Below are 14,814 nucleotides of genomic sequence, written 5' to 3'. Positions count from 1 at the left end.
GCGAAGAATCCCCAGGTCAGCGGCCTGATCAAACGCCTTGGAAGGTACGTTGGAAGCAATGACCCTCCGAGCGTGTTTTTATGGGGCATATGGCGAATCCGGCGATTCTGACGGTGGACGACGACCCCGCGGTCTCCCGCGCGGTCTCCCGTGACCTGCGCCGCAAGTACGGCGACCGCTACCGCATCGTGCGGGCCGACTCGGGTGAGTCGGCCCTTGAGGCGCTGCGCGAGATCAAACTGCGCGGCGAACAGGTGGCGGTGCTGGTGGCCGACTACCGGATGCCGCAGATGAACGGCATCCAGTTCCTTGAAGCCGCCATGGACCTCTTTCCGCTGGCCAGGCGAATTCTTTTGACCGCCTACGCCGACACCGAGGCGGCCATCGACGCCATCAACCTGGTCGACGTCGATCACTATTTGCTCAAGCCGTGGAACCCGCCGGAGGAGAAGCTCTACCCGGTGGTCGACGCCCTTCTGGACGCCTGGATCGCCACCCCTGACCGCCCGGTGACCGAGATCCGCGTGGTGGGGCACCGCTGGTCGGCGGAGTCCTACGCCGTGCGCGACTTCCTAGCGCGGAACCTGGTGTCCTACCGCTGGCTGCTGGCCGACGACCCCGAGGGGCGCAGGCTGCTCACGGCGGCCGGGCTGAGCGAGAACGACGTGCCGCTGGTGGTGACGTCCGACGGCAAGTCCCTGGTGCAGCCGTCGGAGATCGACCTGGCTCCCCACGTGGGCCTGACGACCACCCCGGCCAGCGACTTCTACGACCTGGTCGTCGTGGGCGCCGGTCCGGCCGGGCTGGGCGCGGCGGTCTACGGGGCGTCCGAGGGGCTGCGCACCGTCCTGATCGAACAGCGGGCGACCGGCGGGCAGGCCGGGCAGAGCAGCCGGATCGAGAACTACCTGGGCTTCCCCGACGGGGTGAGCGGCGCGCAGCTGACCGAGCGGGCCCGCCGGCAGGCGCTGAAGTTCGGCACCGAACTGCTGAGCGCCCGCGAGGCGGTCGCGCTGGAGGCGGGCGGCTCGACCCGGGTGCTGCGCTTCGACGACGGCACCTCGATCGCCGCCCACACCGTGGTGCTGGCGACCGGCGTCTCCTACCGGATGCTCCAGGCCCCCGGGCTGGCGGGCTTCACCGGCCGGGGCGTCTTCTACGGCTCCGCCTCGACCGAGGCCCCCTCGTGCCTCGACCAGGACGTCTACATCGTCGGCGGCGCCAACTCCGCGGGCCAGGCGGCGGTCTACTTCTCCCGGTACGCCGCCCGCGTGCACATCCTGATCCGCGGCGACAGCCTCGAACGCTCGATGTCGAGCTACCTGATCAAGCAGATCGCCTCCCACCCGTCGATCCAGGTCCACCCGAACACGGAGATCTGCCAGGCGGAGGGCGACGACCACCTCGAACGGCTGACGCTGCGCGACACCCGTACCGGCGAGATCAGGACCGCCGAGACGACGTGGTGCTTCATCTTCATCGGCGCCGAGCCCCGCACGGCCTGGCTCGACTCCGTCATCGAACGCGACCAGCACGGCTTCGTGCTGACCGGCCCCGACCTGCTGTCGGGCGGCCGGCGGCCGTCGGGCTGGGCGCTCCCCCGCGACCCCTACCACCTGGAGAGCAGCATGCCGGGTGTCTTCGCGGCGGGCGACGTGCGCTCCGACTCCGTCAAACGCGTGGCCTCCGCCGTCGGCGAGGGCGCCATGGCCGTCTCCCTCATCCACCGTTACCTGGAGGCGCAATGAGCGACCTTCTGACCCCGGACGACCTCCGCGGCCTGTTCCTGTTCGAGTCCCTCAACGACGACCAGCTCCGGCTGATCGCCGACTGCGGCCGGGTGATCCCCTACCCGGCGGGCACGCGCGTCTACGAGGAGGGCCAGCCCGCGACCTGCTTCGTCGTCCTCCTCGAAGGCACGATCACGCTGACCCGGCGCGTCCGCGGCGACGACGTCGAGTTCACCCGCAGCGACCAGCGCGGTGCCTACGGCGGTGCGACGCAGGCGTACATGAACCCGGAGGTCACCCAGGAGTACAACAACTCGATGGTGGCCCTGACCGACGTCACCGTCTACGAGATCCCGGCCGACTCGTTCGCCGAGTGGACCCGCCAGTGGTTCCCGATGGCGATGCACCTGCTCGAAGGCCTGTTCGTCGGCATGCGCGCCACCCAGACGGCGGTCGGCGAGCGGGAGCGCCTGCTCGCCCTCGGCGCGCTGTCGGCCGGGCTCACCCACGAGCTCAACAACCCCGCCGCGGCGGCCGTCCGGGCCACCTCGATCCTGCGCGAGCGAGTGGCCGGGATGCGGCACAAGCTCGGCATGATCGCCGACGGCAGGATCGACGGTGGCCGGCTGCACAAGCTGGTCGAGCTCCAGGAACTCGCCGTCAAGCAGGCCGCCACCGCCCCCGAGCTGACCGCCCTCCAGACCTCCGACGCCGAGGACGCCCTGGCCGACTGGCTCGACGACCACGACATCGCCGGGTCGTGGGACATCGCGCCCACCCTCGTCGCCGGGGGGATCCACTCGGAGTGGCTGGAGACCGTCCAGGAGTGCGTCGGGGAGGGGAACCTGGAGGGGGCGATCCGGTGGCTGACGTACACGATCGACACCGAGCTCCTCATGGGCGAGATCGACGACGCCGTGTCCCGGATCTCCGGTCTCGTCTCCGCCGCCAAGCAGTATTCGCAGCTCGACCGCGCCCCGCACCAGACGGTCGACGTGCATGACCTGCTCGACGCGACCCTGACCATGCTCCAGGCGAAGATCCCCGAGGGGGTGCGGGTCGTCAAGGACTACGACCGCACCCTGCCCCCCGTCCCCGCCTACGCCGCCGAGCTCAACCAGGTGTGGACCAACCTGATCGACAACGCGATCGGCGCCATGGAGGGATCGGGCACCCTGACGATCGCGACCTGCCGCGACGGCGAGAACGTGGCGGTCGACGTCCAGGACACCGGGCACGGCATCCCGCCGGAGGTCCGGCCGCGCATCTTCGAGCCGTTCTTCACGACCAAGGCGGTCGGCGAGGGGACGGGGCTCGGGCTGGACATCTCCTACCGGATCATCGTGAAGAAGCACCACGGGGACATCCGGGTCACCTCGGAGCCGGGACGGACCAACTTCCGGGTGCTGCTGCCCCTCGAAGGCGCCTGATCACCGGCTGATGACGAAGGTCTCCTGCTCCGGCTCGCGGCGGCCCGCCCCCTTCCTGAGCAGGAGCGCCAGCCCTCCGGCGACGACGAGCCCGCCCGCGGCGTAAGGCCACATCGGGGGCTCCGCCGCCGCCTTCACGACCGGGGCGTCGGCGGGGCCGGGCCGGAACGGGACGCCCCACGGGTGGCCCGGCGGCTTGATCGCGCCCCACGGGTCGGGCAGGTCCGCCGTCCGCATCGGCTGGTATTCCGGCGGTGACAGGGTCAGCCCGCCCGGGACGGTCAGCGTCCCGATCTCGACGTCGCCGTAGTAGTCCTGGATCGCCTCGACCGTCCACTTCCCCTCGGGCAGGACGATCGACGTGGCGTAGTGGGAGGGCTCGGCGAGCCTGACGCCGGTGAACTCCAACTTCTGCCCGTTGCCGCTGAAGCGCAGCCCGGTCTTCCCGAACGCCTCGTCCCTGATGGGCTCGGAGCCGAGCCCCAGCACCCAGTAACCGATGGTGTAGGCGACGCCGGGGCGGATCTCGGGGATCGGGTCGAGCTCCGTCGCCGCGAACCCCCCGGCGGAGGCGGCGGGGACCGGGACGACCAGCAGGGCCAGCACACCCAGCAGGACCGCGATTCTCCGGCTCAACGGGAGATCACGAACGTGTTCTCCTCCTCCGTGACGGGGGACGTGGCCTTCCGGCGCCGCAGCAGCCCGGCCAGCAACACCGCCACCACGCCCGCGGCCACGCCGCCGGCCACGTATCCCCAGGGCCGGCCCTCGTCCACCGGAGCGGCGGCCGGAGCGGGAGCCGGGGCCTGCGAGGGAGCGGGAACCACGGCGGTGGTGCCGGCCTTCACCACGTACTGGGCGTCCCAGGGGAAGCCCGGCGGCTTCACCGGCCCCCAGTGGTCGGTCACGGTCCCGCCGGTCTGGTTCGGGAAGGGCGGCGGCGCGGCCTTCAGCCCGCCGGGCACCGTCAGCACCCCGAGGGGGTACGGCTGGAAGATGCCCTGCATCGCCTCCAGATTCCACTTCCCCTCGGGCACCTGGATCGTGGTGGTGAAGTGGGCCGGTTCGGCCAGCCGCTTCCCGGGGAAGTCGAGCACCTTCGAGCCCTGCGTCAGGCGCAGCCCGGTCTGCATCTCCGACTCGGGGCCCTCGAACGGGTGGGTCCCGTGCTGGAGCACCCAGTAGCCGATCGTGTACGTCACGTCCGGCTCGAACGTGGCGGGAAGCGGGTCGAGTTCCGTCACCGCCCACGCCCCGGCCTTCGCGGGGACCGCCGGGAGGAGGACGGCGGCGACGACCGCCAGCGCGGCCAGAATTCGTCGTGTCATACCCCTGCTACCGCGCGCCCGGCGAAAAGGTTCTCAGCGGTGCACGATCAGCCACGTCGCCACGGCGGTCACCTCGGCCGACCGGTTGCCGATCAGGTGGGGGCGGTCGCACGGGAACGTGATCGAGTCGCCCACGCCCAGGGTGACCAGCTCCGACTCGAACTCGACGGTCAGCTCGCCCGCCGTCACGGTCCCGACCTCGTAGCCGTCGTGCTTGAGGAACTGGCCGTGGGCGTTGGAGATCGACCCCGGCGGATAGGTCGACTCGAAGAACTCCACGTCGGGCGTGGCCGCCGGGGACAGCCGCCGGAAGGTGATGCCGCCGCTGAGCAGCAGCGGCGCGACCTCGCCCGCGCGCCGGACGGCGAACTCGACCGGCTTGGCGTCGGCGGGGTCGAAGACCTCGGCCAGCGGGACGCCGATCGCCGTCACGTAGGCGATCAGGCGAGAGACCGACGGGCGCATCGAGCCGCGCTCGATCTGGGAGACGGCCGAGGGGGAGATGCCGAGCTCGCGGGCCACGGCGCGGAGGGACATCCCCGAGCGTTCACGAAGGTCGCGTAGCCGGGGTCCGAGCGCGTCCATGGCTCCTTACCGATTGTCATAACGGGTTAACAGCGGCGAAACCGACCAGGTGTTAAGTGACTGCTTAACAGGACCGAACGGTTTCCATCCGCACGATACCCCCCGAGGAAGCTGTGATGACCGACGTCCAGACAGGCCTCATCAAACCCGACTACGACCCCCGCCTTTCCAACGAGGATCTCGTCCCGCTCAAGAAGCAGACCTGGTCCTCCTACAACATCTTCGCCTTCTGGATGTCCGACGTGCACAGCGTCGGCGGATACGTCACCGCGGGCTCGCTGTTCGCGCTCGGGCTCGCCTCGTGGCAGGTGCTGGTCGCGCTGCTCGTCGGCATCGTGATCGTGCAGGTCTTCTGCAACCTGGTCGCCAAGCCGAGCCAGGTGACCGGGGTGCCCTATCCGGTCATCAACCGGGCCATCTTCGGGGTCCTCGGGGCCAACATCCCGGCGATCGTGCGCGGCGCGATCGCGATCGCCTGGTACGGCGTGCAGACCTACCTGGCCTCGCAGTCGCTCCTGATCATCTTCCTCAAGTTCTGGCCGTCGACGGCCTCGCTCAACGAGACGACCTTCCTCGGGCTGTCACCCCTCGGCTACATCTGTTACGCCATCCTCTGGGTGGCGCAGGCCGCGGTGTTCTGGAAGGGCATGGAGGCGATCCGCCGGTTCATCGACTGGGCCGGGCCCGCCGTGTACGTGGTCATGGTCGTCCTGGCCGTCTACCTGGTCAGCGAGGCCGGGTGGGAGAACATCTCGCTCGACCTGAGCTCGGGCGAGAGCCTCGGGTTCGCCGAGTCGATCCCGGTCATGCTCGGGGCGATCGCCCTGGTGGTGTCCTACTTCTCGGGCCCGATGCTGAACTTCGGGGACTTCTCCCGGTACGGGAAGTCGTTCGAGGCCGTCAAGCGGGGCAACCTGCTCGGGCTGCCGGTGAACTTCCTGTTCTTCTCGATCCTCACGGTCATCACCGCCTCGGCGACGGTGCCGGTGTTCGGCGAGCTGATCACCGACCCGATCCACACCGTCGAGCGGATCGACACGCCGTTCGCGATCCTGCTCGGCGGGCTGACCTTCGTCATCGCCACGATCGGGATCAACATCGTGGCCAACTTCATCTCGCCGGCGTTCGACTTCTCCAACGTGTCGCCGCAGAAGATCTCGTGGCGGATGGGCGGCATGATCGCCGCGGTCGGTTCGGTGCTGCTGACGCCGTGGAACTGGTACAGCAACCCCGACGCCATCCACTACACGCTGGGCGTGCTCGGCGCGCTGATCGGGCCGCTGTTCGGCATCCTCATCGCCGGCTACTACGTGATCAGCAAGCAGTTCGTGGACGTGGACGCCATGTTCACCATGTCGCCGAGCGGGCGCTACTACTTCAGCAAGGGCTACAACCCCAACGCGATCTACGCCATCCTCGCCAGCGGGATCCCGGCGATCCTGTCGGTGATCGTGCCGAAGCTGATCGGGTCGGGGCTGTGGATCGCCGACTACTCCTGGTTCCTCGGATGCGGGCTCGGGTTCGTCGCCTTCATCCTGTTCGAGCGGCGCAACCCCCGGATCATGGTGGACGCCAGGTGATCCACGTCAAGGTGATCAACCCCAACACCTCCCGGGACATGACCGAGATCATCGGCGCGTGCGCCCGGGAGGTGGCGGGCCACGTCACCGCGGTCAGCCCGGCCATGGGCCCGGCCTCGATCGAGAGCCACTACGACGAGGCGCTGGCCGTGCCGGGGATCCTGACCGAACTGCACGGCGCCGACGCCTACGTGATCGCCTGCTTCGGCGATCCGGGCCTGGACGCGGCCCGCGAGGTCGCCGACGGCCCGGTGGTCGGCGTCGCCGAGGCGGCCATGCACGTCGCGACCCTGGTCAGCCGCACTTTCAGCGTGGTCACCACACTGGGCCGGACCGTCCAGCGGGCCTGGGACCTGGCCGAACGGTACGGCTGCGGGCAGGCCTGCCGGGGGGTGCACGCCTGCGAGATCCCGGTGCTCGACCTCGACGACAAGGCGTGCGACCTCGTCGCGGAGGTGGCCGAGGCGGCGCTGGAGAGGGACCGCTCGGAGGCGATCGTGCTGGGGTGCGCCGGGATGGGGGCGTACACGAAGAGGATCGCCCGCCGGATCGACGCCCCGGTCATCGACGGCGTCCAGGCGGCGGTGACCCTGGCCGAGTCGCTCGTGCGGCTCGGCCTGACCACCAGCAGGCTGGGCGAGTACGCCGCTCCCCCGCCGAAGCCCTATTCGGGCCTGCTGAGCGAATTCGCGTTGCGGGGACAACGTCCGATATGAACACTTTCCCGCATGATCCGACAGATCCGCGCCCGCTACGACGAACACACCATCACCGTCTACCAGGCCTACAACCCCGAGATCGGCGGGTACGCCGCAACCCACGGCCGCTTCTCCCCCACCTATAACCGGGACAGGATGACCTGGGTCAAACCCTCCTTTTTGTGGATGATGTACCGCTCCGGCTGGGCGACCAAGCCCGGCCAGGAGCGCGTGCTGGCCATCCAAATCACCAGGGAGGGCTTCGAATGGGCGCTGGCCCATTCGGGGCTGAGCCATTTCGACCCGGCCATCCACGCCGACCGGAAGGAGTGGACCGCCACCCGCCACCGCCCGGTCCGGGTCCAGTGGGACCCGGAGCGGTCGCCGAGCCTGCACGCGCTGCCGCACCGGGCGCTCCAGATGGGCCTGTCCCGCGAGGCGGTGCACCGCTACGTCGACGAGTGGATCGTCGGCATCGAGGACGTGACCGCCCTCGCCCACCGCGTCCACGCGCTCGACCCCGGGTCCCGAGCGGCCGCCCTCCCGGTGGAGCTCCCCTACCCGCTCCCCGCCGGCATCGCCGCGACCTGCGGGGCCACCTCATGATCGAACAGGTGTTTGATAGTGTTCGGAGTCATGAGCGCACCGTTCCAGCCGTCGCTCCTCGACGCGACGGCCGACCACGAAGGGCCCGGCCCGCTCGACGGCCACGTGCACCGCACCCTTCTGACTGACGGCGCCTGGATCGACGTCCGCCCCGGCTGGATCGCCGGAGCCGACGCCCTGTTCGCCCGCCTCTCCGAGACGGTCCCGTGGCGGGCCGAGCGCCGCAAAATGTACGACAACGTGGTCGACGTGCCGCGACTGCTCGCCTTCTACGACGAGGGCGACCCGCTGCCCGACCCGCTGCTCGACGAGGCGAAACGGGCCCTCGACGCCCACTACCGCGACGAGCTGAAGGAGCCGTTCCGCACGGCGGGCCTGTGCCTCTACCGCGACGGCCGCGACAGCGTCGCCTGGCACGGCGACCGCATCGGCCGAGGCTCCACCGAGGACACGATGGTGGCGATCGTCTCGGTCGGCACCCCCCGGGCCCTCCTCCTCCGCCCCCAGGGCGGCGGCCCCACCCTCCGCCACGACCTCGGCCACGGGGATCTGATCGTGATGGGCGGCAGCTGCCAGCGAACCTGGGAACACGCCATCCCCAAGTCGGCGAAGGCCCTGGGGCCCCGGATCAGCATCCAGTTCCGGGTCCGCGGCGTCCGCTGACCGGATGCGCGTGGCACCGCGACCGGGTGGACGAGGCCCACTGACCGGATGCGCGGGGCACAGAGATAGGTGCGCGGGGCCCGCTGACTAGATGCGCGGGGCGCAGTAACTGGATGCGCGGGTCTGTTGACCGGATGCGCGGGGCGCAGTAACTGGATACGCGGGTCAGTTGGCCGGATGCGCGGGACCATCGCCATTCCGGGGTTCCGTGTTGCCGGCGTGATTCGCGGCCGAATTGGGTCATGGCTCGAATCCAGCCTTTCCTGATGTCGCTGAGATGCCCGCATTTATCCGGATAATTCCGCGCTAAGATCGTCGCCCTGCCGTCAAATCGTGGGGAATGACGTGTCAATTCGTATTGCGGCGGTTATTGTCGGCGTTTATTCGGCCGCGATGATCGGCGCTCTCGGGTATGCGGTGCTCACCGGGGAGTGGCACGTCTTCTTCCTGGCCGCCGTCGGGGATCGCTTCGAAGCCGCCGAACTGTGGCTGGTGCTCGCGGTGCTGGTGACCGCGGGGCTGCGCGGCTGGGTGCTCTGGGCGCTGCTGGTCCGCCCGCCGCTCCAGGGGCCGCCGTGGATCCGGGTGCTGCGGGTGCTGCTCTACCTGAACCTGATCGTCTTCCTGCTGGGCCCTGTCGTGCAGCCGGTGGCGGGTTACGCCGCCTTTCTGCTGACGCTGCCGGTGGTGGCGATGCTGCCGCTGGCGTTCGGGCAGGCGCCCCTGGCGGTCCGGGTGGTCGTCGCGGTGGCGGGGCTGGCGGGGTGTCTCGTGCCGTTCGTCGTCGACCTGCCGGGACCGGCGGTCGTCTGGCCGATCGGGGTGGTGCTGCTCCAGGTGTTCTGCCGGTCGAGCCCGCTCACGCGGTGGCTCGGGCTGGTCGCGCTGGTGCACGCGGGCGCCATGAGCATGCTGCCGTCCCGGTTCACCACCTACCAGGATCTGAGCGCGCTGTGGCTGCTGCTCGACGCGTTGGCGGTCACCCAGGCGTTGTGGCTGGCCCACACCGCCGCCGACCTGGGCCGCGACCACACGGACGCCCCGGCCGCGCCGCTCCCGTTCCGGGTGGGGGCGCTCGCGCTGGTCTCGGCGGTGGCCGGGCTGGTGGCGGTGACGGCGCTGCGTCCACCGATGGTGGTCGTCGACGAGCTGGTGATCGCCACCGAGCCGGAGGCGTTCGTAGAGGACTTCCCGCCGCAGGCCGCAGGCTGCGAGCCGTGGACGGTGCTCGGGGGGCAGTACGCCACCACGGCGGCGCAGGACCGGGAGAAGGCCTACCTGTGCCTGGTCCGCCGCATCGACCCGCGGAACGTCCCGGACGAGACCCTGCTGGCGGAGGGGCGGGCCCGCTGCGCCGCCGCCGACCCGCTCTACCGCCGGGACATGGAGCGGCTGATCTACCTGTGCCCCGAGAGGGCGACGGACACCTCGTCGTTCTCCCTGCTGCTCGGCCAGGGCGTCGAGGACGCGCTCCACGAGAAGTGCACCGACCCCTGGCCCCGCGACCGGGACCGCCGCCAGCTCACCATCCCCTTCTACATGGACGATCCCGCGGCGGGCTACCGGCTCGGGGCCGACGGCCCGGCCGACGCGCCGCCCGGCTACCCGGGCGAGATACCGGTCGCCGTCGGCGCAGGGGTCCAGGCGGTGTGCGTGACGATGAAGACGCTCCCCACGGCGCCGCCCGTCCGGGCCGGCGGATGGCGGAGCGTGGTCGAAGTGCCGTTGCGCTCGGCCGACGGCGGTTTCTGGGTGCGCGGGACCTATCCACAGCTCGCCCACGACACCCCCGCGGGCCGCCAGCGGATCCGCCTGTACGCCCGCGACCTGGCCACCCCGGGGCTGAAGGCCGAGCAGCACCTGATCGTGGTCTTCCCCGGCCGATCCGCGAAGAGGGTCGTCCACAAGTGATCCGCGCCCTTGTCGTCGCCCTCTACGGCGTCGCCGTGCTCGTCACGGCCGTCGTCGCGGTGGTGACCGGCGACCTCGATCCGCTGTCCCTGCTCACTGTCACGCCGTTGCGGTCGTACCTGCACGGGGGAACGGACTGGCTGATCGTCCCGCTGGCACTCGTGTCGATGCGCACGGCCGCGGAGGCCGACCGCCGCCCGGTCGGGGCAAGTGAGGCGGCGATCGTCTCCGTGTAGGACGGCTCAGGCGACCGGCTCGACCGGGGCCGCCACGGCGGTGCGCGGGGCCGTGAGGACCGGGCGTTCCACCAGGGTGACGTCGACCTTCAGGCCGGGCGCGAGGCGTACCGCCTCGTGGCCCGGGACGTCGGCGAGGACCTCGCCGCCGCCGTCGAGCTGGACGCGCAGCCGGGCGATCGAGCCCCGGAACGACGACGCCAGGATGAAGCCGCGCCCGTCGTCTGACGGGGTGACCCGGACCGCCTCCGGGCGGACCAGGACGTCGACCTCCTCGCCGGGGGCGGCGTTGTCGAGGGGCAGGATCTGGCCGAAGACCTCGACCGTCTCCCCCGACACGCGGCCGGGCAGGTGGTTCATCGTGCCGACGAACTCGGCGACGAACGGGGTCGCCGGGCGGTCGTACACCTCGGCCGGAGGGGCCACCTGCTCCAGGCGGCCCGACTTCAGCACCGCGACCCGGTCGGCGACCGAGAGGGCCTCCTCCTGGTCGTGGGTGACGAAGATCGTGGTGATGCCGAGTTCGAGCTGGAGGCGGCGGATCTCCTCGCGGAGGTTCACCCGGACCTTGGCGTCGAGGGCCGACAGCGGCTCGTCGAGCAGCAGCACCTTCGGCTGGAGGGCCAGCGCGCGGGCCAGCGCCACGCGCTGCTGCTGGCCGCCCGACAGCTGGTGCGGGTAGCGCTCGCCGAAGCCGCCGAGGCCGACGAGTTCGAGCAGCTCGGCGGCCCGGCTGTGCCGCTCGGAGGCCGGCCGCCGCCGGACCCGCAGCCCGAACGCCACGTTGTCGCGGACGTTCAGGTTCGGGAACAGCGAGTAGCTCTGGAACACCATCCCGGCGTCGCGCCGGTTGGCGGGGACCCGGGTGACGTCGGCGCCGTCGATGAACACGGCGCCGGTGTCGGGGCGCTCGAAACCGGCCACGCAGCGCAGCGCGGTCGTCTTCCCGCAGCCCGACGGGCCGAGGAAGGCGATCAGCTCACCCTGCTCGATGGTGAGGCTGAGGCCGTCGAGGGCGACCGTGCCGCCGAACGAGCGGCGCAGCTCACGGAGTTCAACGGTCATTTCGCTTTCCTTCCAGCCCCCGAGAGGGTGAGCAACAGCAGCCAGATCAGGCCGAGGCTGAGCACCGACAGCGCCACCGAGAGCTGGCCGTCGTTGCCGGAGATCGTGACGATCCACACCGGGAACGTGCGGTAGCCCATCAGGGCCGCGATCGTGTACTCGCCCATGACGAGCGCCAGGCTGAGGAAGCCGGCGCTGGCCACGGACGAGCGCAGGTTCGGCAGGATCACCCGGAACAGCACGTACGGCCACGAGGCGCCCAGGTTCCGGGCCGCCTCCACGAGGGTCCGCACGTCGATGGCCCGCAGGCCGGTGTCCAGCGAACGGTAGGCGAACGGCAGCGCGAGCATGACGTACGCCAGGACCAGGACGACGGGGAAGTCCTCGTCCTGGATGGAGATGAGGGTCTGCCAGAACGGCGTGGCCGCCAGGGCGTCGGTGCCGCCGCGCAGCGCGTTGGCGATGCCGACCACGTAGGTGATCGGCGGCACGATCAGCGGCAGCGTCGTGATGGTCTCCAGCACCGGGCGCAGGCCCGGAGCCCCCAGACGTACCGCCAGAAGAGCGGGCAGCGCCAGGAGCAGGACCAGCACGATGACCGCGGCCCCGAGCAGCAGCGACGTGAGCAGGCTCTCACCGAAGCCGGGGGCCGAGACGATCCGGCCGTAGGCGCCGAGGGAGAAGCCCCGCGACTCGTTGTAGACGGTGAACCAGACCGCGATGGCCAGGGGCACCAGGAAGTAGACCGCCGCCACGCCGAGGGTGACCCGGCGCCAGGTCACGCCAGCCATCGGGAGCTCCTCTTCTGCAGGGGCAGGTAGACGGCCATCACCAGCAGCGCGATCACGATCATGTCGAGGGACAGCGCGAGGGCGATGTTCTCGTACCCGATCAGCACGTTGCCCGTGAGGGCGTCGGCGATCTGGAGCGTCACCAGCGGCACCGACGCGCCGACCATCGCGGCGGCGGTCGCGTAGGCGGCGAACGCCCCGCCGAACAGCAGCACGCCCCCGCCGAGCAGCGACGGGCCGAGCACCGGGATGCCGACCATCCGCCAGAACTGCCAGGTGGACGCGCCGTTGTTCTGCGCGGCCTCGCGCCACTGCGGCTTGAGGCCGTCGAGCGCGGGGGCGATGACCAGCACCATCAGCGGCACGGAGAAGTAGAGGTAGACCAGAGCCAGGCCCCAGAAGTTGTAGAGCGCGCCCGGGCCGAGGCCGAGGGCGGCGGTGACCACGCCGGAGTTGCCGAGCGTGGCGATCCAGATGAAGGCCAGCGGCACCCCGCCGAAGTTGGACAGCACCCCGGAGGCGGTCAGCACGGCCTCGCGCAGCAGCCCCGACCGCGAGGTCAGCACCGCCTGCGCGAGGAACGCCCCGAGGATCGCGCCCGCGACGGCGACGACGGCCGACAGCTTGACGCTGCTCCACAGCGCCCCGATGTACGGCTCGCGCATCGTCGCCGACAGGTTGTCGAACCCGAGCCCGCCGGTCTTGACGGTGAACGCGCCGACGACCAGCACCACCACGGGGATGCCGAAGGCGATCAGGGTGACGGCGAGCAGGGGCGCCGCCGCCAGCCACCCGGCGCCGCCACCGCGACGCCGGGAACGTACCGGGCCGGTCATCAGCCGGCGACCGCGGCGCCCCAGCCGGAGGCGACGACTTCGTTCGCCTTCGTGACCTGGTCGGCGGTGGGGAAGGCGGGCTCGCCGTCGACCGGCGGCAGGGCGGCGGAGGCGGCCTGGTCGACCGAGCCGTCGGCGATCATCGCGGGCAGCAGCACCGGGCGGGCGAAGCCCTTCAGGTAGAGGTTCTGGCCCTCGGTGCTGTAGAGGAACTCCTGCCACAGCCGCGCGGCGGCCGGGTGGGGGGCGTCCTTGTTGATGGCCTGGGCGTACAGCGAGATGTACTTGCCGTCGGTGGGGATGACGGTCTTCCAGTCGAGGCCCTTGGCGGCCATGATCGGCGCGTAGGCGGCGTTGTTGTAGTCCCAGTCGATCGAGATCTGGGTCTCGCCCTTCTCGATCGTCGCCGGGGTCGTCTCGACCGGGTTGAAGTTGCCGGCGTCCTTGAGCTTCTTGAAGAAGTCGATGCCGGGCTGGATGTCGTCGAACGAACCGCCGTTGGCGAGCGCGGCGGCGTACACGCCGGCGAAGGCCGAACCGGCCTTGGTCGGGTTGCCGTTCATCGCGACCTTGCCCTTGTACTCGGGCTTGAGCAGGTCGGCGAAGGTCTGCGGGCAGGCCGCGATCTTCTTGGCGTCACAGGCGATGGAGACGTAGCCGCCGTAGTCGTTCACCCAGAGGCCGTCGGCCTCCTTCTGCGCGGCGGGGATTTTGTCCCAGGTCGCGACCTTGTACGGCGCGAACAGGCCCTCGGCCGCGCCGGAGTAGGCGAACGACTGGCCGATGTCCAGGACGTCGGGGGCGCGGTCCTGGCCCTTGCGGGTCTTCACCGCGTTGATCTCGTCGGCGGAGGAGGCGTCGGGGGTCTCCTCCTCGATCTCGATGCCCGGGTACTTGGCCTTGAAGGCGGCCAGGATCGCGCCGTAGTTGGCCCAGTCGGGCGGGAGGGCGATGACGTGCAGCTTGCCCTCGGCCTTGGCGGCCTCGTAGAGCTTGTCGACGCCACCGAAGTCGGCGGCCGAGGTGGCGGTGCGGGCGTCGACCGCGGCGGCGCCACCGGAGGCGGCGGCGGAGGACGTGGAGGTTGCCTCGGTGCCGGGCGCGGACCCACAGGCCGCGACGGCGATCAGCAGACCGGCGGTCAGGCCGGTGAGACGGACTCGGGAAGAGACCACGGTGAACTCCCCATGGAGCGAAGTGCAGAGAACTTGTCCAAACAAGCTAGGGACACCAGATCGACCACCCACGTCCTGCCGGTGAACAGTCGGAGGCCATTCGTCAAATGGCTAAACCCCTACTTTTCCGGACGTTTTCCGGACCGTACGGTGAAGCCTGCCCTGTACACACGAAGGTGG

Annotated in this window: 15 protein-coding genes; 8 read left to right on the top strand and 7 right to left on the bottom strand. The window is 70.5% G+C overall.

Translation table 11 applies throughout. The features are described from left to right. Positions 1-89 precede the first annotated feature (89 nt). Both AW270_RS27225 and AW270_RS27220 read left to right on the top strand, forming a co-directional pair. Positions 90-1,748, top strand: a complete 1,659-nt coding sequence (locus tag AW270_RS27225) for an NAD(P)/FAD-dependent oxidoreductase (protein WP_061298937.1) — start codon at positions 90-92, stop codon at positions 1,746-1,748. Further along, a complete protein-coding gene (locus AW270_RS27220; RefSeq protein ID WP_061298936.1) occupies positions 1,745-3,160 on the top strand; it encodes an ATP-binding protein in 1,416 nt (471 codons plus the stop codon). The genes AW270_RS27225 and AW270_RS27220 overlap by 4 nt, the downstream gene beginning before the upstream one ends. Here AW270_RS27220 and AW270_RS27215 read toward each other — a convergent pair whose 3' ends face one another. From AW270_RS27215 to AW270_RS27205, 3 genes are read right to left on the bottom strand one after another with little or no spacing between them, the layout of a single operon-like run. Next, entirely contained in the window at positions 3,161-3,796 is a 636-nt protein-coding gene (locus AW270_RS27215; protein WP_061298935.1) for a hypothetical protein, read from the bottom strand. After that, a complete protein-coding gene (locus tag AW270_RS27210) occupies positions 3,793-4,488 on the bottom strand; it encodes a hypothetical protein (protein ID WP_061298934.1) in 696 nt (231 codons plus the stop codon). The genes AW270_RS27215 and AW270_RS27210 overlap by 4 nt, the downstream gene beginning before the upstream one ends. Before the next feature lie 33 nt (positions 4,489-4,521). Further along, on the bottom strand, positions 4,522-5,073 hold the full coding sequence (locus tag AW270_RS27205) for a helix-turn-helix domain-containing protein (protein WP_061298933.1): 552 nt from the start codon (positions 5,071-5,073) through the stop codon (positions 4,522-4,524). 116 nt (positions 5,074-5,189) lie between these two features. Between AW270_RS27205 and AW270_RS27200 the strand changes: the two genes are divergently transcribed. The 6 genes from AW270_RS27200 (at position 5,190) to AW270_RS27175 (ending at position 10,767) form a co-directional block, all read left to right on the top strand. Next, a complete protein-coding gene (locus AW270_RS27200; protein ID WP_082801869.1) occupies positions 5,190-6,653 on the top strand; it encodes an NCS1 family nucleobase:cation symporter-1 in 1,464 nt (487 codons plus the stop codon). Then, positions 6,650-7,369 (top strand): aspartate/glutamate racemase family protein, encoded by a 720-nt coding sequence (locus AW270_RS27195; RefSeq protein ID WP_245674870.1) that lies wholly within the window; start codon positions 6,650-6,652, stop codon positions 7,367-7,369. Before AW270_RS27200 ends, AW270_RS27195 begins: the two co-directional genes overlap by 4 nt. 12 nt (positions 7,370-7,381) lie before the next feature. Beyond that, on the top strand, positions 7,382-7,957 hold the full coding sequence (locus tag AW270_RS27190) for a DUF4291 domain-containing protein (protein ID WP_061298931.1): 576 nt from the start codon (positions 7,382-7,384) through the stop codon (positions 7,955-7,957). A 30-nt stretch (positions 7,958-7,987) separates the two neighbouring features. After that, positions 7,988-8,620: an alpha-ketoglutarate-dependent dioxygenase AlkB gene (locus AW270_RS27185; protein ID WP_061298930.1), complete on the top strand. Its 633-nt coding sequence runs from the start codon at positions 7,988-7,990 to the stop codon at positions 8,618-8,620. A gap of 393 nt (positions 8,621-9,013) precedes the next feature. Further along, a complete protein-coding gene (locus AW270_RS27180) occupies positions 9,014-10,531 on the top strand; it encodes a hypothetical protein (protein ID WP_157522717.1) in 1,518 nt (505 codons plus the stop codon). Next, positions 10,528-10,767, top strand: coding sequence for a hypothetical protein (locus AW270_RS27175; RefSeq protein WP_061298928.1), 240 nt, complete (start codon positions 10,528-10,530; stop codon positions 10,765-10,767). Before AW270_RS27180 ends, AW270_RS27175 begins: the two co-directional genes overlap by 4 nt. Positions 10,768-10,773: 6 nt before the next feature. Here the strand turns inward: AW270_RS27175 and AW270_RS27170 are convergent, their stop codons facing one another. From AW270_RS27170 to AW270_RS27155, 4 genes are read right to left on the bottom strand one after another with little or no spacing between them, the layout of a single operon-like run. Further along, positions 10,774-11,832 (bottom strand): ABC transporter ATP-binding protein, encoded by a 1,059-nt coding sequence (locus AW270_RS27170; RefSeq protein ID WP_061298927.1) that lies wholly within the window; start codon positions 11,830-11,832, stop codon positions 10,774-10,776. Continuing rightward, the gene (locus AW270_RS27165) at positions 11,829-12,623 is read right to left on the bottom strand and encodes an ABC transporter permease (RefSeq protein WP_061298926.1); all 795 of its coding nucleotides are present in this window, start codon (positions 12,621-12,623) and stop codon (positions 11,829-11,831) included. The genes AW270_RS27170 and AW270_RS27165 overlap by 4 nt, the downstream gene beginning before the upstream one ends. Then, on the bottom strand, positions 12,611-13,459 hold the full coding sequence (locus tag AW270_RS27160; RefSeq protein ID WP_061298925.1) for an ABC transporter permease: 849 nt from the start codon (positions 13,457-13,459) through the stop codon (positions 12,611-12,613). Before AW270_RS27160 ends, AW270_RS27165 begins: the two co-directional genes overlap by 13 nt. Further along, positions 13,459-14,634 (bottom strand): ABC transporter substrate-binding protein, encoded by a 1,176-nt coding sequence (locus AW270_RS27155; protein ID WP_061298924.1) that lies wholly within the window; start codon positions 14,632-14,634, stop codon positions 13,459-13,461. The genes AW270_RS27160 and AW270_RS27155 overlap by 1 nt, the downstream gene beginning before the upstream one ends. Positions 14,635-14,814: the final 180 nt, after the last annotated feature.

Source organism: Herbidospora cretacea, from assembly GCF_001570605.1.
GTDB classification, from domain to species: Bacteria; Actinomycetota; Actinomycetes; order Streptosporangiales; family Streptosporangiaceae; genus Herbidospora; species Herbidospora cretacea.
The sequence above is the reverse complement of the archived record's forward strand: the minus strand, read 5'-3'. Positions and strand labels throughout refer to the sequence as shown.

Bases quoted from the DNA above. Each gene is read 5' to 3' on its own strand.
- AW270_RS27225 (WP_061298937.1), top strand. From the start codon at position 90: ATGGCGAATCCGGCGATTCTGACGGTGGACGACGACCCCGCGGTCTCC.
- AW270_RS27220 (WP_061298936.1), top strand. From the start codon at position 1,745: ATGAGCGACCTTCTGACCCCGGACGACCTCCGCGGCCTGTTCCTGTTC.
- AW270_RS27210 (WP_061298934.1), bottom strand. From the start codon at position 4,488: ATGACACGACGAATTCTGGCCGCGCTGGCGGTCGTCGCCGCCGTCCTC.
- AW270_RS27205 (WP_061298933.1), bottom strand. From the start codon at position 5,073: ATGGACGCGCTCGGACCCCGGCTACGCGACCTTCGTGAACGCTCGGGG.
- AW270_RS27200 (WP_082801869.1), top strand. From the start codon at position 5,190: ATGACCGACGTCCAGACAGGCCTCATCAAACCCGACTACGACCCCCGC.
- AW270_RS27190 (WP_061298931.1), top strand. From the start codon at position 7,382: ATGATCCGACAGATCCGCGCCCGCTACGACGAACACACCATCACCGTC.
- AW270_RS27185 (WP_061298930.1), top strand. From the start codon at position 7,988: ATGAGCGCACCGTTCCAGCCGTCGCTCCTCGACGCGACGGCCGACCAC.
- AW270_RS27180 (WP_157522717.1), top strand. From the start codon at position 9,014: ATGATCGGCGCTCTCGGGTATGCGGTGCTCACCGGGGAGTGGCACGTC.
- AW270_RS27170 (WP_061298927.1), bottom strand. From the start codon at position 11,832: ATGACCGTTGAACTCCGTGAGCTGCGCCGCTCGTTCGGCGGCACGGTC.
- AW270_RS27165 (WP_061298926.1), bottom strand. From the start codon at position 12,623: ATGGCTGGCGTGACCTGGCGCCGGGTCACCCTCGGCGTGGCGGCGGTC.
- AW270_RS27160 (WP_061298925.1), bottom strand. From the start codon at position 13,459: ATGACCGGCCCGGTACGTTCCCGGCGTCGCGGTGGCGGCGCCGGGTGG.